General features: G+C 55.1%; 21 protein-coding genes. All 21 read right to left on the reverse strand.

The features are described 5' to 3' along the window. Position 1: 1 nt before the first annotated feature. The gene (locus tag G5B42_RS02970; RefSeq protein ID WP_331274026.1) at positions 2 to 976 is read right to left on the reverse strand and encodes an alpha/beta hydrolase; all 975 of its coding nucleotides are present in this window, start codon (positions 974 to 976) and stop codon (positions 2 to 4) included. Between the two features lie 61 nt (positions 977 to 1,037). Continuing rightward, a complete protein-coding gene (locus G5B42_RS02975) occupies positions 1,038 to 1,493 on the reverse strand; it encodes a hypothetical protein (RefSeq protein WP_181338951.1) in 456 nt (151 codons plus the stop codon). Between the two features lie 8 nt (positions 1,494 to 1,501). After that, entirely contained in the window at positions 1,502 to 1,636 is a 135-nt protein-coding gene (locus tag G5B42_RS12075) for a hypothetical protein (protein WP_269206138.1), read from the reverse strand. A 465-nt stretch (positions 1,637 to 2,101) separates the two neighbouring features. After that, entirely contained in the window at positions 2,102 to 2,728 is a 627-nt protein-coding gene (locus G5B42_RS02980; RefSeq protein WP_181338952.1) for a V-type ATP synthase subunit D, read from the reverse strand. A gap of 39 nt (positions 2,729 to 2,767) precedes the next feature. Then, positions 2,768 to 4,141 (reverse strand): V-type ATP synthase subunit B, encoded by a 1,374-nt coding sequence (locus G5B42_RS02985; RefSeq protein WP_181338953.1) that lies wholly within the window; start codon positions 4,139 to 4,141, stop codon positions 2,768 to 2,770. Next, positions 4,142 to 5,905, reverse strand: a complete 1,764-nt coding sequence (locus G5B42_RS02990) for a V-type ATP synthase subunit A (protein ID WP_181338954.1) — start codon at positions 5,903 to 5,905, stop codon at positions 4,142 to 4,144. Beyond that, positions 5,902 to 6,243, reverse strand: coding sequence for a V-type ATP synthase subunit F (locus G5B42_RS02995; RefSeq protein ID WP_181338955.1), 342 nt, complete (start codon positions 6,241 to 6,243; stop codon positions 5,902 to 5,904). Before G5B42_RS02995 ends, G5B42_RS02990 begins: the two co-directional genes overlap by 4 nt. Next, positions 6,230 to 7,174, reverse strand: coding sequence for a V-type ATPase subunit (locus tag G5B42_RS03000; protein WP_181338956.1), 945 nt, complete (start codon positions 7,172 to 7,174; stop codon positions 6,230 to 6,232). Before G5B42_RS03000 ends, G5B42_RS02995 begins: the two co-directional genes overlap by 14 nt. A gap of 15 nt (positions 7,175 to 7,189) precedes the next feature. After that, on the reverse strand, positions 7,190 to 7,789 hold the full coding sequence (locus G5B42_RS03005; protein ID WP_181338957.1) for a V-type ATP synthase subunit E: 600 nt from the start codon (positions 7,787 to 7,789) through the stop codon (positions 7,190 to 7,192). Between the two features lie 12 nt (positions 7,790 to 7,801). Continuing rightward, positions 7,802 to 8,266: a V-type ATP synthase subunit K gene (locus tag G5B42_RS03010; RefSeq protein ID WP_181338958.1), complete on the reverse strand. Its 465-nt coding sequence runs from the start codon at positions 8,264 to 8,266 to the stop codon at positions 7,802 to 7,804. 4 nt (positions 8,267 to 8,270) lie between these two features. After that, positions 8,271 to 10,220, reverse strand: coding sequence for a V-type ATP synthase subunit I (locus G5B42_RS03015; protein WP_181338959.1), 1,950 nt, complete (start codon positions 10,218 to 10,220; stop codon positions 8,271 to 8,273). Beyond that, positions 10,221 to 10,532: a hypothetical protein gene (locus G5B42_RS03020; RefSeq protein ID WP_181338960.1), complete on the reverse strand. Its 312-nt coding sequence runs from the start codon at positions 10,530 to 10,532 to the stop codon at positions 10,221 to 10,223. It lies immediately after the preceding gene. 118 nt (positions 10,533 to 10,650) lie between these two features. Further along, positions 10,651 to 10,869, reverse strand: coding sequence for a hypothetical protein (locus G5B42_RS03025; protein WP_231133185.1), 219 nt, complete (start codon positions 10,867 to 10,869; stop codon positions 10,651 to 10,653). Beyond that, on the reverse strand, positions 10,856 to 12,505 hold the full coding sequence (locus G5B42_RS03030; protein ID WP_181338962.1) for a cobalamin B12-binding domain-containing protein: 1,650 nt from the start codon (positions 12,503 to 12,505) through the stop codon (positions 10,856 to 10,858). Before G5B42_RS03030 ends, G5B42_RS03025 begins: the two co-directional genes overlap by 14 nt. After that, positions 12,505 to 13,626, reverse strand: a complete 1,122-nt coding sequence (locus G5B42_RS03035; RefSeq protein ID WP_181338963.1) for an NAD/NADP-dependent octopine/nopaline dehydrogenase family protein — start codon at positions 13,624 to 13,626, stop codon at positions 12,505 to 12,507. The genes G5B42_RS03030 and G5B42_RS03035 overlap by 1 nt, the downstream gene beginning before the upstream one ends. Positions 13,627 to 13,871: 245 nt before the next feature. After that, a complete protein-coding gene (locus G5B42_RS03040) occupies positions 13,872 to 16,205 on the reverse strand; it encodes a hydratase (protein ID WP_181338964.1) in 2,334 nt (777 codons plus the stop codon). Positions 16,206 to 16,395: 190 nt separating this feature from the next. Beyond that, complete coding sequence (gene rbr / locus G5B42_RS03045) at positions 16,396 to 16,977, reverse strand: rubrerythrin (protein WP_181338965.1); 582 nt, start codon at positions 16,975 to 16,977, stop codon at positions 16,396 to 16,398. A gap of 237 nt (positions 16,978 to 17,214) precedes the next feature. Further along, positions 17,215 to 18,009 (reverse strand): deoxyribose-phosphate aldolase, encoded by a 795-nt coding sequence (gene deoC / locus G5B42_RS03050; protein ID WP_181338966.1) that lies wholly within the window; start codon positions 18,007 to 18,009, stop codon positions 17,215 to 17,217. A 222-nt stretch (positions 18,010 to 18,231) separates the two neighbouring features. Next, complete coding sequence (locus G5B42_RS03055; protein ID WP_181339027.1) at positions 18,232 to 18,663, reverse strand: CBS domain-containing protein; 432 nt, start codon at positions 18,661 to 18,663, stop codon at positions 18,232 to 18,234. 115 nt (positions 18,664 to 18,778) lie between these two features. Beyond that, positions 18,779 to 20,137: a phosphoglucosamine mutase gene (gene glmM / locus G5B42_RS03060; protein ID WP_181338967.1), complete on the reverse strand. Its 1,359-nt coding sequence runs from the start codon at positions 20,135 to 20,137 to the stop codon at positions 18,779 to 18,781. Positions 20,138 to 20,215: 78 nt separating this feature from the next. Continuing rightward, the gene (locus G5B42_RS03065; RefSeq protein ID WP_181338968.1) at positions 20,216 to 20,740 is read right to left on the reverse strand and encodes a DJ-1/PfpI family protein; all 525 of its coding nucleotides are present in this window, start codon (positions 20,738 to 20,740) and stop codon (positions 20,216 to 20,218) included. Positions 20,741 to 20,770: the final 30 nt, after the last annotated feature.

Raw genomic sequence — 20,770 nt, forward strand, 5'->3', positions numbered from 1 at the left:
GCTAGAAGGTGTTATTGACCCTGTTGATAAAGCCAAAGACCTCTTCTTCGTACATTTCCGGATGGTCGAAGAAAATATCGGCGTGGGCACTGTCGGCAACCGTAAGAATAGCCTTCTTCGCGTGGGGCACCGCCTCGTAAAGATCAAGCCCCATAAAATACGGTGTGACCAAATCGACCTGGCTGTGGATGACCAAAACCGGCACTTCTGTTTTACTGATATACCGGGACACTTCGGCGTCCTCATAGGAAAACCCCAGCTTCCATCGGGTCACCAGGTTCCCCACGGCCATTAAAAAGCCCACGGGAATCCCCAAATCCATCTCCGCCATCTCCTCACCCAACATGTATCGCATGCTGCTGATGGGCGAGTCGATAATGGCAAAATTCAAGTTCTGATTGGCATGGGCCAATCCGAGATAAACGCCGACCGTGGCCCCGCCATATGAAATGCCCCAAACCCCGACCCTTTTTCCCGCACTAAGCTTGGTTTTAATATAGTCCACGTAATCCCGGAGATCGTGGCTTTCTAGATAACCAAAGGTAGTGTACGGCGCCGTGTTCTCGCCCGCGCTCCGTTGATCGTAAGCCAACACATTGTACCCATTTTTCAGAAAGACCTCGGCCCAAGGATAAACGGACATCCGGCTGCCGCCAAGCCCGTGGACCATAATGACCGTATCCGCATCCCAGTTCCCGTCAACGCTGATCAAGTCAGCGGGAATGAGATGACCGTCCAGAGTCGAGGGAATCGTAACGGTTTCAATAACATGCTTCTCCAGGAAGGACGGTAGAGCAAAACCTTTTTGCTGCAGAAAGGATTCCATCTTCTCGCGGCCGGTTGACTCATTTGTCGACAACTGCATGGAACCCATAAAAACCGCCAGTCCGGTATAATAACAAACAGCCATGACGAGAAGGGCTATAGTTATCCCCGCCGCCAACAGGAGGCGCCCCCGTTTCTGCTTCGCTTTCACCGTTACCAACTCTCTTTCCGCAAGCTTCCGAATTTGCCGGCTCCGACCGGCATTTCGTTTGTTAAAACGCCCCAAACTTCAGATTTAAGTTGGCAACGGCACCAGTCAAGTCCTTATCGGTCACGCCTGGTAAGTTGACACCGTTTATATAACGATAACTTAAACCCAAACCTACCCGAAAATGCGCGGTCACATTTAGCTCCACACAAACACCGGGTTCAACAATGAAAAACGAATCTTCATCGTACTGATCAGACTCTTCTTTTCTACCATCATATTCGATCCCGCCGCCACCAATCAGCGTACTAAAGGTCAGGTGAACCAAACGGTGGGACTTATTCACATATTCGAAGACCAGACCGCCATAGTCCATTTCAAAATAGAGCGTTTCCCCTTTCGGGCCGGACACCGGTGCTTTAACCTCATTGGTCAAGCTGTACCAACCGCCGCCAATCAGCAAAGTATGGTTGATATACCAACCACCGTAACCTCCGATGAAAATCCCGGCTTTTTCCATGAGCGGACCTATTTAAGCGACGGACCACCATAACCGCCGTGTTCGATCGGCCCGCTAATCAGCACTTCATCCCGGGCAAAAGCGGGGGTGGCCACTAGACAAACTAAGATCACGACCAGTAAAATTCCGAACCAATGTTTCATTTCGACTCCTCCATTTTTTCGTTCTTGCAACCAAAATTGCTGATCTAAGGTGTCTTCGGATCACAATTGCGTCGATCAATAACTCAATCAACCGCACCTTTTCAACTGAAAAAACCTTTCCGGCCAGCGCAAAGACGGGCTTTATCCCTTCTTCCATGAAGGCAAAATCCAAGCAAACATCGAACCATGGTGTGGTCACACCCGTCTTCTCTCTCTTTTCAATGGTCAACCTTCATATTTAGATCTGCTTTATTGAGTTGATCCATCTTTAGCCAATGCATATAACATATATTACCATCGGTCGTTTCTCTGATCAATGACGAAATGTTTAAGAAAACCAAAGCCCACTTCAGCGCAGTATCCCTTGATTGAGACAGATCCAAGCGTTAAAAACAAAACGCCATTGTTTTTCCTTTATCAAAAAAGCCTTGGTTTCTTTCCCCGAAACCAAGGCTTTTTCCCTGTTTAACCCTTACTCCGTACGATATCCTTGACCTTCATCAACCGGACTAAATTCGCCCGTTCGTTCTCTTCCAACTTCATGGTGATGTATTTAATCTGGTCGCGTAGTTTCGGAATAAGCACGTACTCCAAGGCGTTCACCCGGCGGCGGGTCCGTTCGATCTCGGCCGCCATCAGTTCAACGGTCTTCTCCACCTGGGCCAGTTCGATCATAGACTGAAAACTGTTGGCCAGAAGGTCAATGGCCTCGTCAAACTCGGCCGAGGTTTCGGTCATCCCAAAGCCGTTGCCCAAGGCGGGCGTCATCTCCAGTTGGAAGACAGGTACTTCCACCCCCATCCGGGAAGTGGTCCCCGCTTGCAAAGCCGCTTCCCCCCGGGAAGTAACGATTGCCGCCTCCAAAACCGACCGGGAGATAACGGCCCGTGCCATGGCCATCCCGGCGAGGGCCGTCGCCAAATTCTCCTCCACCTTCCGGCGGAGGTTCCGGTTTTCTTCGACCAGATCAAAGAAGTCCTTCATCAGTTCATCCAACTTATCTTTGAGCAGTTTATGGCCGCGCACCGCCGTGGCCAACCGCTTCTTTAGCCGTGTCAACTCCATCCGAGTTGGGTTCACCCGGATCTCCAAGCGATCACCCCCAAGCCCCTAAATAGTCTCTGCCACGCCTTACGCCTTCGGGAGATATTTGTCGAGATACTCCTGGCGAATCCGTTTCAGTTCACTCCGCGGGAGGATACGCAACAGATCCCAGCCGAGGTCGAGGGTCTCTTCAATACTCCGGTTTTCCTCAAACCCTTGCCGGACATAACGGTCCTCAAACTCATCGGCAAAAGCGGCAAACTTCTTGTCCAGTTCCGTCAGGGCCGCTTCCCCCAGGATAACCGCCAGGTCTTTGGCCTCTTTCCCCCGGGCGTAGGCGGCAAAAAGCTGGTTCATGGTATCCGCGTGGTCTTCGCGGGTCTTGCCGGCACCAATCCCTTTGTCTTTCAAACGCGAAAGCGAAGGCAACACATCAATGGGGGGATAAATCCCTTTCCGGTGCAGTTCGCGGCTGAGGATGATCTGCCCTTCCGTAATATATCCGGTCAGGTCGGGAATGGGGTGGGTTTTATCATCTTCCGGCATCGTCAAAATCGGGATCAGGGTAATCGACCCGTCAATCCCCTTAATCCGGCCGGCCCGCTCGTAGATCGTCGCGAGGTCCGTATAGAGATAACCCGGATACCCGCGCCGCCCGGGCACTTCCTTCCGCGCCGCCGACACTTCCCGGAGCGCTTCGGCGTAGTTGGTCATATCGGTCAGGATCACCAGCACGTGCATCCCCAGCTCGAAAGCGAGGTACTCGGCGGCGGTCAAGGCCATCCGCGGGGTGGAGATCCGCTCAATGGCCGGGTCATTGGCCAGGTTGATAAAGAGAACCGCCCGTTCAATGGCCCCGGTCCGCCGGAAGTCGCTGATAAAGTAATCTGCCTCTTCAAAGGTGATCCCCATCGCGCCGAAGACAACGGCAAAGCGTTCTCCCTGGCCACGCACCTTTGCCTGGCGCGCGATCTGCGCTGCCAATTGCGCATGGGGCAACCCGGCCCCCGAAAAGATCGGCAGTTTCTGCCCGCGAACCAGTGTATTCAGGCCGTCAATCGCCGAGATCCCGGTCTGGATAAACTCGGACGGGTAATTTCTGGTGTACGGGTTGATGGGGGTCCCGTCAATATCCAGTTTCATTTCGGGAATGATCGGCGCGCCCTTGTCCTTCGGCCGCCCCATCCCGTCAAAGACCCGACCGAGGATGTCCGGGGATACCCCCAGTTCAATGCTGCGTCCTAAAAACCGCACCCGACTGTCTTGCAAATTCAAGCCGGTCGATCCTTCAAAGAGTTGGACCAGGGCTTTATCTTGATTAATCTCCAAGACCCGTCCCCGCCGGATCTCACCACTGGCCAGCTGAATCTCGACCAGTTCTTCATAATTGGCATCGGTCACCTTTTCCACCAACATCAACGGACCGACGACTTCCCGTACGGTACGGTATTCTTTTAACATCTAAAGCACCTCCCCGGCAAGCTCCGTGTCTTTTGCCAGTTGTTCGAGATCGGTCTGTAGCCTGGTGAATTCCTCCGTCTTGTCCTCAGGTATATACTTCGCCTGGGCAATCCGTTCCCGGATCGTCAATGCGAGGATTTTTTGAATGTCCATCCCTTTCTCCAACAAAGCCAGGCCCACATCGGCAAAGGTAAGGACAAGCCTGAGGAGCGCCAACTGCTTATTGAGGGAGGTATAGGTGTCGATTTCATGGAAGGCGTTTTGATGCAGGTAATCTTCCCGGATCGAGCGGGCGACCTCCATCGTTAATTGGTCCCGCGGTGAAAGGGCGTCGACCCCGACCAAACGTACGATCTCCTCCAGTTCGGCTTCCTGTTGGAGGATGCGCATCGCCCGCCGGCGGAGATTGACCCATTCTTCGCCGATCTCAGTACGGAAATATTCATCCAACCGTTCGTTGTATAAAGAATAACTCAACAGCCAGTTAATCGCCGGGAAATGCCGACGGTAGGCCAGGGCCGAATCCAACCCCCAGTAGACTTTGACCACCCGCAGGGTGTTCTGGGTCACCGGTTCGGAGAGGTCGCCCCCCGGCGGAGAAACGGCGCCAATCGCGGTGATCGAACCTTCCCGTCCGTCCTGGCCCAGACAACGGGTGCGTCCCGCCCGTTCATAGAATTCCGCCAGCCGCGAACCCAGATAGGCCGGATAACCTTCCTCACCCGGCATCTCTTCCAACCGTCCCGAAATTTCCCGGAGCGCTTCGGCCCAACGGGAAGTGGAATCGGCCATAATCGCCACGTTATAGCCCATATCCCGGAAATACTCGGCAATGGTAATTCCGGTGTAAATCGAAGCCTCCCGGGCGGCCACCGGCATATCGGAGGTGTTGGCCACCAAAACGGTCCGCTTCATCAAGTCTTCCCCGGTCCGGGGGTCCCGCAGTTGCGGGAATTCGTTTAAGACGTCGGTCATTTCGTTACCCCGTTCGCCGCAACCCACGTAGACAATAATGTCGGCATCGGCCCACTTGGCCAACTGGTGTTGAACCACCGTTTTTCCGCTCCCGAACGGACCGGGAATCGCCGCCGTCCCGCCCCGGGCAATCGGGAAAAAGGTATCGATGATCCGTTGCCCGGTCGTCATAATCCGGTCCGGGGCCAGTTTCTCCCGGTAAGGACGGGCACGCCGCACCGGCCACCGCTGCATCATGGTCAGTTCCCGCGGTCCGGCTTCGGTCTCGATCACGGCGATCGTTTCATCGACCGCGAATTCACCCTCTTCAATCTTGGCAATCTTCCCCTTGACCCCCGGCGGGACCATGATCCGGTGCTCCACAACAATGTTCTCCTTAACAACGCCAAGGATATCACCGGGTTCAACCTCATTCCCCACCGCCAGCCGGGGTGTAAAGCGCCACTTCTTGTCCCGTGGCAGACCGGGAACCTCAATCCCCCGGGCCAAGCGGTTCCCTTGCAAAGCCAAAACGTCAAGCGGGCGCTGGATTCCATCGTAAATCGAACTAATGAGCCCGGGCCCCAGCTCCACGCTTAACGGGAGACCAGTCGAGACCACCGGTGCACCGGGGCCAATCATACTGGTGTCTTCGTAGACCTGAATCGAGGCCACATCTCCGCGGAGCTCGATAATCTCTCCGATTAACCTTTCGTGACCGACCCGGACCACGTCAAACATCTTCGCACCCGGTATGCCCTCGGCCTCAACCAAAGGCCCGGCCACTCGAATAATTTTTCCAGTACTCACTTGTTACCGACCTCTTTCCCCTTTTCGATATCTACACCGACCGCTTTCTCCACAATCCGGCGGATCCGCTCCGCAGCGTAGCCTTGACTTCCGGCTACGCCCGGAATATAGGTGATGCATGGTAACGGTCTACTGCCCCATTCTTCGATCTCACCCGTAAAACCCTGGGCAATGGATTCGGTGATATAAATCACCCCGTAATCCTGGTCGTCCTTTAACTTGAAGAGTACGTCTCTGGCTTCCCGACCGCTGGCCACCGGAAAGAGTTCGAGCCCCAGCAGGCCAAAACCCCGGATCAAATCCTCTTCCCCAATGACGGCCATCTTAAAAGTAGACATTCCGCAACCTCCTCCTGATCGTCTCCTCCGGAAGTTTATTCAGTTTACCGGTGATCACCAGGCGCAAATTCAGAATCTCCCTTTCTTTCGCCAGTAAAAAACCGATCAACGGCTCAATCCCCAGAGGAATCCTTTTCGCAGTAGCAATCATTTCCAAGAGCAGGTTATCGATGGCCCGCTCCACTTCGGGAAGGGCGGTCCGCAGTTCCTCCTCTTCAAGCCCCAAGTCCCGGTAAGGAGTAAACTCCAATACCTTTGTCACCTGCGGTTGGTCTTCGGTATAGTAGTCCAGCCACTGGCGATGGTCAATCAGCCCCGGCTCTACCATAAACCCGGCGAATTCCTGGACGGAAACACCTTTTTTCCGGAGGCGAAGAAAGAGCAAAAGATTTAAAAGGTCCCGCCGGGCCTGCCAATAATCCCGGAGGAGGGCCGGCCCTTTGGCCAAAACCCGCCGGCCGTACCGGTAGTAGGCGCGGTCCAAAGCCGCCGCCCGCGCCGGGCTGCTGCTGGGTAACTGCCGCAAAGCATCCGCCAGTTCCTGGGGTAATCCGGTATAATCGCCATCGGCAACCATCCGTTTCAGTTCGGCAAAGGGAATAACCCCCAGCCTGCTGGGTTGTCCATGCCCGCCGGCCACGACCAATAATTTTAAATTATGCACATCCCAACGGTGCAGGAAGACCACAAGTTCCGGGGCATCGTTGGTTAAACCGCGGAGAAAACGATAGAGTTTTTCCAGTTCCTCTTCAAAAGCCTCTTCATAATCGACGGCCAACGCTTCCGCGGGGTACTCCGTCTCCGCCAAGAGGCGCAGCGTTTCCTGGACCGAAGCGGTTTTGAGCAACCGCTCAAAAAAACTGGCGGGGAGCAATTTGGTTTCTAGGATGCGAATCCGTCCCACAGCATAGGCGTAATCTTTTTCTGCCATAAAACTCCCTCCCCGTCACGAAAATAGGATCCCGGCAACCTCCGGAAAGTACCGCTCCTCCAAATCGGCCACAATCGACTCCAAGGAGGCGTTCACTTCATAATTGGTGCCGATGAGGAGGAAGCCTCCTTTGATCGGAGCCGGTTCCGGCCTTAATTGCAACTTCCCGCTCCGGCCTTTCTTCACCAATTCCTGGTTCACTTGGGAAATAATACGCTGCCAGAGTCCTTTTTCCGCGGTGGAAACGGCCACCGTCTCCTCGCCGCTCTCCACCGCCGCCAGGAGCAATTCTTGATAAAGGGCGGCCTTTTCCGCCTCCGGCATCTCCGCCAAGGTAACCATCGCCTGTTCAAAAGCGTCGTGGATCAATTCTTGCTTCGTCTGCAAAAGACGGAGTCTCATTTCGAGTTCCGCTTCCCGCATCAGGCGGCGTGCTTCTTCTTCTCCCTGCTGCCGGAAATCTTCCCGGATGGCTTTAACCATTTCCGCCGTTTCTTTCCGGTAATCTTCCGCCAGCCGCTGGGCTTCTTCCCGGCTCTGGGCCGCAATCTCCGCGGCTTCCTTCCGGGCCGCCTCCATGATCCGGTTGGTCAGCACCGTTAATTCTTGGGTCATCATCGATCCCACCTAAAGCGTAATCGTGTTATAGAGGAAGAAGGAGATAATAAAGGCCAAAATGGCATACGTCTCCACCAAACCGGCGTAGACAATCCCTTTCGCCGCCTCCTCCGGCCTTTTAGCGACAATACCTACCCCGGCCGCCGCCACTTTCCCCTGGTAAATCGCGGAGAAAAGGCCGACAACCCCGATGGGCAACCCGGTAATGAGAAAACGGAACCCGGCCTCTAAAGGAATCGGTCCAGAGACCGCGGCAAATTTAAAGACCATCAGCATGCCTATGACGAAGCCGTAAATACCCTGGGTGCCCGGAAGAGCCGTTAAAACTAGGGTTTGTCCGAATTTTTTCGGATCTTCCGTAATCACACCCGCTGATACGCGCCCAGCGATACTTACCCCGTAGGCGGACCCGATTCCCGACAGCAAAACCGCAATTGCCACACCTAGAAATGCATACAAAGTACCCAGTTCCATCTTTTTATACCTCTCTTTCTTTTTCTAAGTAAACATTTTTGTTCTCCAGTTTCAAAGGCGCAAAAGGCCGCCCTCCACCGGTGAAAAAGGTGTTGAAAAACTCCAGATACTGTAGTCTGCTGCTGTGTACGTAGGCCCCAAGCAGGTTCAAACCAAAATTGAGCCCGTGGCCGACGAGGAAAATCAGAAGCGCAAAGAGCCAGCCAAGCGGTGCGCCCCACGTCATCTCCACAAATAAATTGATGATCGAGGCCATCACCGCACCGGAAAGCCCCAGGGCCATCAACCGGGAATAAGACAGCACATCACTGAAAAAACTGACGCTGCCGTAGATCTTTAACAACCCCCCCGGGATCGCCTTCAAAATCTCGACAAGTCCCTTTTTCCCCCGGGCGTTGCCAATGACCAATAGAAGCGCCGCGGTCAGGGTTCCGTACTTAAAATATCCGGCGTAGTCCTCGAGCCCGATGTAGGAGCCGCCCACCGTTAGCAGGATTCCCGTCAGAAAGAGGAGCCAGACCCCTTTCTCCCAAAATGCGCCCGCCACATCGCCGTGTTTAATGCTGATCCAGGCGCTAATGATCGTTCCGGTATACAACTGGATTAAGCCCAGTCCTAAGGAGAGTACTAATAATAGTTGGGGGCTGTCCATCACGTTGAAAGCGCCTTTGAAAAAGGAATAACCAAAGATACTGGAAGTGACCAGTCCGAAAAGGACCGCGCCCAACCCGCTGAGGATAAACAACCCCGCCATCTTCCGGCCGCCCGGCCCCATCGTCAGTTTCGCCATCAGCACCGCACAGAGCAGGGCCAGGACCGCCCCATAACCGGCGTCGCCCAACGCCATCCCGTAGCAAAGGAAGAAAAACGGGGCGATCGCCGCCGAGGGATCCACCTCATCCTGCCGGGGATAACTGAAGGACTCCACCAGTTTTTCGAAGGGGGTAACCACTTTCGGGTTCTTCAAGAGGATAGGGATCTCCTCGCCGGGCTGTGGTTCAAAAATCCGTAAATAATGGGGGAGTTTCAACGCGGCCAGCACTTTCTCCACCCGCCCTGCTTGCTCGGCCGGAACCCAGCCTTGCAGGCCAAAAACCGCTTTCCCCACCAACAATTGGCGGTGGGCTTCCACTTGCCGCTTTTGGTTATGCCAGTAATCATAGAGGGTTTGGAAGAAGGGACGTTCGTTCGCCAAGTTCTGCAAAGCGGCAACCAGTTTGGCCTTTTCCGCCTCCAGTTGCTGCTTCTTTTCGTTTAAAGCCGCCAGCCGTTCGCCAACGGTCCCGGCCGTCACCTCCGGCCTGGCCGGGACAAACCCCTTCGCCCTTAAAATCTCCGCAGCCTGGGCGTCCCGCCAACAGAAAAAGACGGCATAAAACCGGTTCTCATACTCGCCAAGCTCCCGGTAACAGTGGGCGATCTCCTCCGCGGCCAACGCTTGGGATAAAAGCTGCGGATCCCGGTCGGAACTGCCAAGCAGGACCGCAATCCGCCGTGAACCGTCCCATGCTTCCACGGGCAGATCCAGCTCCGCCCAAGGCTGTAAGGCCTTAAGCTCCCGTTCAATCCTGACTATTTCCTGCTCAAGGATGTTATGTTCGTACTCGGCGGTAAAAACCTGTTCGGCCAGGTCCTTGGCTTTTTCCCGCTTGGCCAAGTAATTCTGTTGTTCTTCCCAAGTCAAGATCGTCTTGATCCCGGCAAACTGCTCAATAAAGTTCGGCTTCAGCGGCGCAAAACGTTCAAAAATGGTCAAGACCCGGTTGATCTCACCGAGTTTTTCTTCCACCTGGCGCAGCTTCTCCGCAATCTCCTCTTCCGTTCCCAAACGTTTTTCCTCCTCAGCTGGCTCGATCAGTTCCACCAAGCCGAGGCGTTGCAGCTCCGAAAGAAAAGAGGATTTGTGCTCAACCAAGCCGTACAGCTCCAGGCGTCTCATCGGTACAATCGCCATCTATCCTCTGATCCTTTCTTTAATAAAATCAACGACCGCGGGTACCTTCGCCGTTGCTTTACTGCGGAGCTCTTTAATCTCCAGATCCGTCCGCCGCCGGAGTTCGGCAACGGCCTGTTCCGCCTCGGCCAGCTTTTTGGCCAGCTCCGCTTGGCCTTCTTTCCGCGCGGTCGCCAGCATCAACTCCCGTTCGGCCGCCAATTCCTGGCGCTGTTGCGTCAGATAGGTATTGGCTTCCTGTCTTGCCGCACTAATCAGTTGATCCGCTTCTTCCTCCACGGCAGTCAACTCTTGCCAGATCGCATTCGCCATTCTTTTCCCTCCTTCGCCAGACCAGCCAGAAGTGGTTCGACAACACAAACAAGATCTTCTCTTCGCTAACCGACAACAAAAGTCCTCTTAAAGTGCTTAAAATTCTTGTTTCACCCCTTTAGGTTTCCCCCCTGGCCAGGAAAATAAGGCCGGTGATCCCCACCAGAAAACCAACCAACGCCCCCACCACGCCGGTCAACGGTTCCCGCCCGGAGTTCCGGCCGCTTAAATAACCGAGGTAAAACCCCAGAAGCACGGAGACGGTCAAACCAAAAGCGGCAGCAAACAAGACCAGCCCGCGCGGCTGGCGCGCCTTCCTTTTCCTACCTTGAACCATCGTTTCGTTGCCAGTTGCCACCGGCAAGTCTTGTTCCTTCTCCGATTACCTGCTGCGTTTCCTCATCCCAGAGCCGGCAGGCTCCCCGGAGCATCCGGGTTTTTATCTTACCCGGGGCCACCGTTGATCCTTTAAGCTGCGGGGCATCCAAGATCCCCAAAGCAACCGCCTTCGCCAGGGTTCCCGGATCGGACAGGGGATCCGCGGTTTCCGCCGCCCCCAACCGCCGGATCGCGTCCAGGATCAATTCCGCTTCGGCCATGAGTTCGTCGCGCCGGGCCACGACCCGCCGGTCTCCCGTCGGATCGGGGGCGTCGTACAGACAATTCTTCAGCACCCCATGGACAATTTCACAACTCTCAATAATCTCTTCCGGCGTGGCAATATGGTCGGCTTCGCAATAGGCCACCACATGGATAATCTGGGGGTTCAAGGCCAGGCCCAGAACAGCGGAAGCCGCCAGTTGTCCCTTGGCCACGTGCGGCTTCACCGAAAGACTGGCTAGTCCGGCCCGGACCTGGCGGTAGACTTTAAAGTCCGCATCTTCCAGACGGGCGACCAGTTCCAAGCCGGCCAGCGCTTTGCCCAGATCCATTGCCCCGCTGGTCCCCGGCGGGTTATTCAACATAATCTGTGCAATATAATCTTTCACCCCCGCTTTTTTGGCATTATAAGCGGCGAGATAAAAAGCGGCCACCGCCACCGAATCCGGAGCACCCCTTAGACTCCAGTGGTGGGCTTCATTCACTTCGACCGGGATCCCGCGGGCACCGTGCCAGGCCATGGCTTCCTGGTTCTCCCGGATCGCCTCGGCCACCGGACGGTTGGATCGCCCGTCCAACTGGCTATACCAATATAAAGGGATGGCCGCCCAGGCATTTTTGATCGTCCGCGCGGTCAAATCGGCCCATTTGAGTAAATCCCTGGTCCCACTGTAACAGCGGAGGAGCGGCCGGTTTCCCGTCCGCGAAGCTTCATACAGACGGACCAGATCCTCTTCCTTACGCAGGGGAACGCCGCCGGCCCCTTCCTGCTGCGGGTCCATCTCCGCGGGGCGGAAAAAGGATTCTTGCGCGTTCTGGTCCGGACCGATTGAGATGACGTCGAGGACTTTTGCCGCCGCCAGCCGGGCTACTCCTTTCACCGTCTCCTCCAAACTTGGCAAGCCAAAATGGTGCCGGAGCAACGGATAAGGGTGTTTCTGCGCCAGGCGTTCCACCAGGGTATCACCGCCAAACCGCGCCTCTTCCCCCGCTGTCTCCCCTTTCAGGAAAGCGACCACCGCCCCTTCTTCCTCTTCCCCGCTGAAGATCCGGCAAAAAAGCCCGCTTTCCGCCGCCACTTTGGCCACCGCCGGGGTCCCGCCAAAGATGATCTTTTGGTGGCTAAGGCCCGCTTCCTGCAGGGCATTTTTCAATTCCGCAAAAAGCTTGTCCGCCACTTCCGGAGTCAAACGGTAGCTTAAAGCCAAGTAATCCGGCTCTACTTCTTGCAGGGCACCGATGATCCGGGCCGGTTTCACCCCAATCCCGAGGAAAGTAGTCTGGTACCCGCAGAGTTCGGCCAAATTAAGGAAATTGTAGATCCCGGCAACGTGCACACAATTTCCGATCGTCGCGGCAACAATTTTCTTCATTACACATCACCCTCCAAAGCCAACCGCCGGATCTGGGCCACCGTCAAGCCGGCCAGTCCCATCTTTTCAATGGTCCGTCCTTCCTTCCAGTAATCAGTCTGGTTCATCAGGGAGGCCAGATGAATAATATTCTCAATCGTCGGGGTCGGGACGTTTAAGTGTCGCCCCAGGGACGCGATGGGGACAAGGCTCATCGAGACATCCTCCCACAGATACCGGTGGTCAACCATGGACGGGGCGTTAATCCCTTTATAACCCGGGTTATTGCGCATCGCCTCAAAGAGCGTTTTCCCGGGCGCGTCATAGGCCACATACAGCCATTCCCGGGCCGACATGGCCCGGATCCCCAGGGCGGCCGCGACCGCAACCCGTTCCTGATCCAGTGCTTCCAACACATGGGCGACGGACGGGGTAACCCCTTCCATATAAAACTGGAATTCACCGCGGGTCGACTCGATCCGGGCCGCATTTAATACGGTCAGGGCGGGGTGAAAAATGGCCCCAATATTGTTCAAACTCGTTTTCAGCACATTATCACCCGGCACAAATTGGGGAAAGATCGTCCGGAGTCTGGCCACCAGCTCGGCCGTTAAGTTGCCGGGCAGCGCCGCAATGGGAATATTGTTTTTGATGCCGAAGATCCGCACCTGTGCCGGATTGATATTCCGGCTGGCGTATAAAAGGGTCTGGGCCTCGCCGAGGATAACCTGGGCTTGGCAGCCCATCCGCCTTAAAACCGCCCGGAATTCCAAAGCACCGCCCGTCCGTCCCGGATTCAAGAGAATATACTGCCCGTCCCGGAGGTAGGGCGCCACCTGCTCCGCAATGGACGCGTGGCCATTGGCGGGTACGACCACCATCAAGATGTCCGCATCCTGAATCGCCTCGGCAATATTACTGGTCGCCAAATTAATCGGGCCAAACCCTTCAATCGCCCCGGAAAGTTCGATGCCGCCCAACAACCGGACCGGTTCCAAACGCTCTTCCGAACGATTGTATAGATTTACTTTATATCCAGCCATCGCTAAATGTCCGGCCATTGCCATGCCACCATGTCCCGCGCCCAGAACACAAATGCGCGGATCGTGATCCAGATTTCTGCTTTCGTTGATTAAAACCATACAATCACCTCACCGTTCTTCATCATCTTCCTTCGGAAGTTGCTAAGGGGTTACTAAAAATTGTACCATAAAACGTTCACCGTCAGAAGTAAATATCCTTAATTATATCCTATTAATCATATTAACTGGCCTGGTTTTCTTATTCCCCCGCAAAATTTTCCGTTCAACAGAATTGGCCCTTAAGAAAAAAGGAAGAGGTGAAGGCCTCTCCCCTCTTCCTTTTTCTTCCTTCAGTCACCGTCCGCTCATTGGTGAACGGCGTAATAATTAATTAAAGACCCCGCTAAGATAATCTCCCGCTCGTTAGGGGAGAGGTTCTCCAGTTTAAGCCGGATGGTGTTGCCCCCGGGGACAAGATAAGCGGTAACCTCCTCCGCTCCCGAACAGACCGCCGCCCGGATTCCCGGGATATACAAGATACTGTCGACGGTTAGTTTCGCCTGGTCTGCCGGGTCGATGGTAAACGGTAGCATCCCCCAGTTGATTAAGTTGCTCCGGTACCGTTTGGTCGCATACTCAATGGCCAGATTCGCCCAGCCGCCTAAGACTTTCTGGCAGGAAGCCGCCTGTTCGCGGGCGGAGCCGTCGCCCGGTTTCACCGCAAAGATCGCGCTCCCCAAACCGGTGTCGGCCACCAATTTTTCGGTCTTCTTCCCGGTCACGGCCGCCACCGCCGCAAAAAGTTCCGCCAGATCCGGCGGGAGCGCCTGCCCCGCTGTCCAGCGCCGCCGTTCTTCCTCCAGGCGGGCAATGGCTTTGGCCTTTGGCACGTAACCGGGCTCTTTCCGGGAGAGGGTGAATTCGGCCAGTTTCAAGGGGTTCGAACGGTAAGAAGAAGTCTCCCCGGAGGGGATCAGTTCATCCGTCGTTGTCACGGGATCCGTAATGACCGCCGCCAGTTTTAAAATTAACCCGTCCGGAAGCGGAATCATCTCCGGCCAGTCCGCAATATTCGGACCGTATTTCAGAGCAACACTGGGGTCCGCCTTCCCATACCCGTTGTAAACCCGGTGTGCATAAATTTGCGGGTCAAAATGGTAGCGGACCGTTTGTTTTGGCGGTAATTCCAATTCATTGGCGGCCGTGAGCACACCCCCGCGCATAGCCGTCGCCGCAATCGAACGGGCATCCATCAGGGCCACCGCCGCCAGTTGACCATCCCGCGGCTTCGACCCTTCCCGGTTGGGGAAGTTACGGGTTGTGTGGCGGATACTCAACATCCCGTTGGCCGGGATATCCCCGGCCCCGAAACACGGGCCGCAAAAGGCCGTCCGCAGAGTCACCCCGGAGGAGAGTAACTTCGCCGCAGCACCCTGGTTAATTAAGGCCAAATTAATCGGCTGGCTCGCCGGGTAAACACTGAGGGCAAACTCACCGTTGCCAATGGGTTTCCCCGCCATCATCTCCGCCATGAACCAGAGATTCTCAAACGATCCCCCGGCGCAACCGGCCACCACCCCTTGGTCAACACAAACCGCACCGCCTTTCACCTTTCCCGTCAGGTCCAGCTTGACCTCCGGGTGGGGGAATAGCTTTTTCGCCTCGGCCTCGACCGCCGCCAAGATATCACCCGCGTTCTCCTTAAACTCACGAATCGAATAAGCGTTGCTCGGGTGGAAGGGGAGGGCAATCATCGGTTCGATTTTACTCAGATCAATCCGGATTAACCCGTCGTAGTAGCTGACCGTCGCCGGTTCCAAACGGCGGTAATCATCGGGGCGGCCGTGCTCCGCCAGATACGCGGCCACCTGCTCATCGGTCTGCCAGATCGAACTTAAACAAGTGGTCTCCGTCGTCATCACATCGATACCGTTCCGGTAATCAACGGATAAATTTGCCACCCCGGGCCCGATAAACTCCAGCACCTTGTTTTTAACATACCCGCCGGCAAAGACCGCTTTAATCAGGGCCAGGGCCACGTCTTGCGGGCCAACGCCCCAGGCGGGCTCGCCTTCCAGATAGACCGCGATCACCTCGGGGTAAACCAGGTCATAAGTCCGCCCGACCAGCTGTTTCACCAATTCCGGGCCGCCTTCCCCGATCCCCATCGTTCCCAACGGACCGTAGCGGGTATGGCTGTCGGAACCCAGGATCATCCGCCCGCCGCCCGCAAACATTTCCCGCATATACTGGTGAATAACCGCCTGGTGCGCCGGGACAAAAATCCCGCCGTAGCGCCGGGCGGCCGACAAGCCGAAGACATGATCATCCTCGTTGATCGTCCCGCCCACCATGCAGAGGCTGTTGTGGCAGTTGGTCAAGACATAAGGAAGGGGGAATTCCTTCAATCCGCTGGCTTTCGCCGTCTGGATAATCCCGACATAAGTGATGTCGTGCGAAGCCAGGGCGTCAAATTTCAGTTTTAAATGCTCCGGGTCACCGGAGGTGTTATGGGCCATGAGAATTCCGTAGGTAATCGTGCCGGTTTTTGCCGTTTGCGGCGCCAACGCCTCGGCAGGAATGGGGGCCAGGCCTTCCTGTTGTAAACGCTGATTAATCTCCGCCGGCGTCAACTCCGCATCGAGAAACAACCGGTTGTACAGAAGATAAACCCCTTTATTGCCATGTATCTTTACCAAATAAATCCCCCACTTCTAACAATCTCATTACCCAATTAAAACATGACTTCCTACCCCTGTCAAGGCAACCACCGGGCTGGGAAACAGATATAATGTATACATCCCGGCCGCGGTCAATAGTAAAAAAGGAAGGCCGGCGTACCGGCCTTCCTTTTTCACAGGTTCGAAGCCAAAAGTAACTGTTTTGGTTTTAACGCCGCGAAGGATCGTTCAACGGAGCAAAATAGCCCTGGGGATGAGCACATGCCGGGCAAGTGGCCGGCGGTTCCGTTCCTTCGTGGACATAACCGCAGTTGTGGCAGATCCAGGTGATCGCCTTGTCCTTTTTAAAGACGGTTCCCGCTTGGATGGCGGCCAAACGTTCATTGAAGCGGCGTTCATGGTTTTTCTCGGAAATGGCGATCGACTCAAAAACCTTGGCAATATCTTCAAACCCTTCCTCCCGGGCGATCTTCGCATATTCCGGGTACATCTTGGTCCATTCAAAATTCTCACCCGCCGCGGCCTGTTCCAGGTTTTCGGCGGTGTTTCCAATCTTCCCGGCGGGGAAACCGGCCTGGATCTCCACTTCGTGCCCGCCTTCCAACAGTTTAAAGAGCCGTTTCGCGTGCTCTTTCTCGTGATTGGCCGTCTCTTCAAAGAGCTCGGCAACCTCGACAAGACCTTCTTTCTTTGCTTGTGCCGCATAGTATGTATACCTGTTTCTGGCCTGCGATTCGCCGGCAAAAGCGGTCAAAAGGTTTTTCTCCGTACGGGTTCCTTTTAAACTCATTAATCTCCACTCCTTTCACGATATTCCAAACTCGCTAAATACCAGAATTCCCCTCATTAACAATATTACCATTTTAATGGAATTATATCCAATTTCCGCAGATGAGTCAAGCTGATTTAAGTTCATCCTGGTTAATATTTAGCTATTTTAATTAATTTCGCCGGCAAACCGAACCTGTTCCGGTTACCGGCCGACACTGAGGTGGTCTAGAACCGCCTCGGCAATGTTGTTCCGATTTTACCCTTGTTCCCCGCGCCCAAGCCTTTCCTGTAACTCCTGGATAATCTTCACCCCGGCACTGGCCCCAATCCGGTTGGCTCCGGCTTTCACCATTGCTTCCGCAGTCGCCAGGTCACGGATCCCGCCGGAAGCTTTGACGCCCATCCGTCCACCGACAACCCGACGCATTAAAGCCACATCCTCAACGGTAGCGCCGCCTTTGCCAAACCCGGTTGACGTCTTCACGAAATCGGCCCCGGCGTACAGCGCAAGGAGACAGGCTTTGATCTTTTCTTCCGTCGTTAATAAACAGGTTTCGATGATCACTTTGGTCAAAGCCTGCGCCCCGGCGGCTTCCACCACCGCTTTGATGTCCTGGTAGACCAGGTTATAAAAGCCTGACTTCAAAGCCCCAATATTGATCACCATATCGACTTCGGCGGCCCCACTTCCCACCGCTTCTTTCGTCTCCTCCGCTTTGACCTGATGCGTGGTGGCGCCCAGCGGAAAGCCAACCACGGTACATACTTTGACCGCACTCTTGCCCAAAAGGCGCACCGCCAGACTGACATTGGCCGGATTGACACAAACGGAAGCAAAACCGTACTCCTTGGCTTCGGCGCACAAGCGCTCAACATCATTATAGGTGGCTTCCGGTTTTAAGAGCGTATGGTCGATGATTCCGGCCAAAGCAGCAGGATCGCTTAGCGAAATTACTTCGCTGATCTCGCCGGTCCGGTCAGCCTGCCGGAAACCTTCTTCCCCCAGTTCCACCGTTAACTCCCGTTCAATCTTGGCAATTAACTCTTCCATCCCACCACAAACCTCCGTTTATAAATTTTACCCTCTATGGTTTCTTGGCACGCCCGTTATTTCCTGCCGTCGTCCCATACCCTTCTCTCAATATTAACCAGCGCCGCCGGATAAAAAAAGAGAAAGGGAAAACCCTTTCTCTATACGAACTATCTCGCTAAACGCAGAAAATTCCGGTTTGCCGTGCTCCCGACACCGGCAGGCGCTCCGCATAACCGGCACTTACATCTGTTTCGGTGCGGCCGGTTCGGAAATCTCGCCCAAAGTTTTCGCTATTTCAACCTCCGTCTTGGCCTGCGTTGCCAGATCTCCCAGGGAGACCATACCGACGAGGCGGTTGTTGTCAACCACCGGTAACCGCCGGATCTGTTGGTTCGACATTAACGTGGCCACCTGGTGAACATCGGTCTCCGGCGAAACCGTCACCACCCGCTGGGTCATTACCTCGCGGATCGGTGTCGTCGCCAAATCTTTACCAGTGGCTACGCTCCGTACCACAATGTCCCGGTCGGTCACAATCCCGACCAGATCCGGCCCGTCGCAAACCGGAAGCGAACCAATATCGTGTTTCTGCATTAAACGGGCTGCTTCGACCACCGTCGTCTCCGGACTAACCGTCGCCACTTCATCGGTCATAATGTCTTTAATTTTCAGCAGCATCAACCCCCTTTACCTTAGCTTGCCCGCTGAACGTTAATTAATACATGGGGCATCGGTAGGCGATGTCTGCTGTTAAAGCCAAAGGCTCTTTTCCGCCGGCTTTTGGCACTCACGCCAACTCTTCCGCGATCACATCGGTAATCCCGTCCACGATCTTCCGGATCTCCTCCTCATCCGGGCCTTCCACCATCACCCGGATTAAGGGTTCCGTCCCGGAAGCCCGGACAAAGATCCGGCCTTTCTCCCCCAATTGCTGTTGGAATTGGGCGATTACCTCATTGATCCGCTCGTTTTTCTTCCACTCGTCTTTCCTGGTTACGGGTACATTCTGTAAAACCTGGGGGAACTTCCGGACCTTCTTTTTCAGCTCGGAAGCAGGCTGCCCGGACCGGAGGAAGGCGTTCATCAACTGTAAAGAGGTGAGAATCCCGTCACCGGTACTGTTATGCTCCAGAAAAATTATATGTCCGGACTGTTCGCCGCCTAAAACCAGACCCTTTTCCAACATGGCGGATAAGACTTTCCGGTCGCCGTTCTCGGTCACCACCACGTCACCGCCCGCTTCCCGGAAGGACTCAAGCAAGCCCAGATTGCTGTAAACCGTAACCGCAATCGTCTTTTCGGGCAAACGCCCGTCGGCCAAAAGTTGAAAACCGCAGATCCCCATGATCTGGTCTCCGTCAATCAACTCTCCCTTTTCATCGACCGCAATCACCCGGTCCCCATCGCCGTCGTAGGCGAAGCCGATCTGGGCACCCTGCCGGACCACTTCCTCCTGCAAAATGCTGGGATGGGTCGAACCGCACCGGACATTAATCCGCGACCCGTCGTCCTCCGCATGAAGGGCAATGACCTTGGCACCGAGTTCCGTGAAGACTTGGGGTGCGGTATTGTAGGTGGCGCCAAACGCACAGTCAAGGACGACGGTTAAACCCGCAAAACTCCGCCCGGCGGTGGCCACCAGAAACTTCACATACTCATCCACCGCCGCGGTCCGCCGTAAAACCCGTCCGACCTCCAATCCAACCGGACGTGGAATCTCTTTCCGCCGTTCCTCAGAGGTAAGAAAACTTTCAATCTCCTCTTCAAGATCATCATCGAGTTTATACCCGTGTTCAGCAAAGAACTTAATACCGTTGTCACCAACCGGGTTATGGGAGGCGGAGATCATCACCCCGGCATCCGCCTTCAACTGGCGGGTCAAATAAGCAACCCCGGGGGTCGGAAGTACACCCAACAGTTCAGCCTGGACTCCGGTGGAAGTAATCCCGGCCACTAACGCCGCTTCCAACATCTCCCCGGAGACCCGGGTATCCCGGCCAACCACCAGCCGGCCGTTCCCGGCGTTCCGCCCCTTTTTTTTCGCCAGGACATAGGCCCCCACCCGTCCCAGCTGAAAAGCCAGTTCCGGGGTGAGATCCTGGTTTGCCACACCACGTACCCCATCGGTCCCAAAAAATCGGCCCATTTTGCTCCTCCCTTGTTCTGCTTTGACTAAGGCGTGAAATACCTCAAAGAATAATGCTCTATTTTTAATGTTTATTCCTTACCTTTTCCCGTCTCCACTAATTTGGTCAACAATCTCCCGGCCGAAAGCCTCCGCCGCCGCCGGCCCGTTGCCGGTAATGATCCGGCCGTCCCTTTCCACACTTTGGCCGGTATAAACGGCGCCCCCCTGTTCCAATTCGGGAATTCCGTCGGGGTAGACCGTGGCCCGTTTTCCTTTCAACAGACCGGCCCGGGCCAGGATCACCGGGGCGATGCAAATCGCCGCCACCACTTTCCCGGCTTCGGCAAACTGGCGGGCCAAGGCATGGACCGCTGTATCCGCAAAATACTGGGACGCGCCGCCACCTCCAACAAAAACGATCGCTTCATAGTCATCAGGCTTGATCTCCCCCACCAGCAGGTCGGGCTTGACCTTGAGGCCTAATTTCCCGACGGCCTCCTCCGTGGTGGTGGAAGCAGTCACCACTTCGATCCCGGCCGCTAACAGAATATCCTTCGGCACCTGGTATTCTTCATCCCGGAACTGCTGCTTGGCAATGATAAAAACCGCTTTCTTTTTCATCACTGGTCCCTCCTTCCTTTTGATAATTTC

The organism is Capillibacterium thermochitinicola, from assembly GCF_013664685.1.
Classification (GTDB): domain Bacteria; phylum Bacillota; class UBA4882; order UBA10575; family UBA10575; genus Capillibacterium; species Capillibacterium thermochitinicola.

Coding starts and splice junctions, on each gene's coding strand:
- G5B42_RS03015 (WP_181338959.1), bottom strand. CDS start 10,220: ATGGCGATTGTACCGATGAGACGCCTGGAGCTGTACGGCTTGGTTGAG.
- G5B42_RS03025 (WP_231133185.1), bottom strand. CDS start 10,869: ATGGTTCAAGGTAGGAAAAGGAAGGCGCGCCAGCCGCGCGGGCTGGTC.
- G5B42_RS03005 (WP_181338957.1), bottom strand. CDS start 7,789: ATGACCCAAGAATTAACGGTGCTGACCAACCGGATCATGGAGGCGGCC.
- G5B42_RS02985 (WP_181338953.1), bottom strand. CDS start 4,141: ATGTTAAAAGAATACCGTACCGTACGGGAAGTCGTCGGTCCGTTGATG.
- rbr (WP_181338965.1), bottom strand. CDS start 16,977: ATGAGTTTAAAAGGAACCCGTACGGAGAAAAACCTTTTGACCGCTTTT.
- G5B42_RS03065 (WP_181338968.1), bottom strand. CDS start 20,740: ATGAAAAAGAAAGCGGTTTTTATCATTGCCAAGCAGCAGTTCCGGGAT.
- G5B42_RS03000 (WP_181338956.1), bottom strand. CDS start 7,174: ATGGCAGAAAAAGATTACGCCTATGCTGTGGGACGGATTCGCATCCTA.
- G5B42_RS12075 (WP_269206138.1), bottom strand. CDS start 1,636: ATGAAACATTGGTTCGGAATTTTACTGGTCGTGATCTTAGTTTGTCTA.
- G5B42_RS03020 (WP_181338960.1), bottom strand. CDS start 10,532: ATGGCGAATGCGATCTGGCAAGAGTTGACTGCCGTGGAGGAAGAAGCG.
- G5B42_RS03030 (WP_181338962.1), bottom strand. CDS start 12,505: ATGAAGAAAATTGTTGCCGCGACGATCGGAAATTGTGTGCACGTTGCC.
- G5B42_RS02995 (WP_181338955.1), bottom strand. CDS start 6,243: ATGTCTACTTTTAAGATGGCCGTCATTGGGGAAGAGGATTTGATCCGG.
- glmM (WP_181338967.1), bottom strand. CDS start 20,137: ATGGGCCGATTTTTTGGGACCGATGGGGTACGTGGTGTGGCAAACCAG.
- G5B42_RS03010 (WP_181338958.1), bottom strand. CDS start 8,266: ATGGAACTGGGTACTTTGTATGCATTTCTAGGTGTGGCAATTGCGGTT.
- G5B42_RS03035 (WP_181338963.1), bottom strand. CDS start 13,626: ATGGTTTTAATCAACGAAAGCAGAAATCTGGATCACGATCCGCGCATT.
- G5B42_RS02975 (WP_181338951.1), bottom strand. CDS start 1,493: ATGGAAAAAGCCGGGATTTTCATCGGAGGTTACGGTGGTTGGTATATC.
- deoC (WP_181338966.1), bottom strand. CDS start 18,009: ATGGAAGAGTTAATTGCCAAGATTGAACGGGAGTTAACGGTGGAACTG.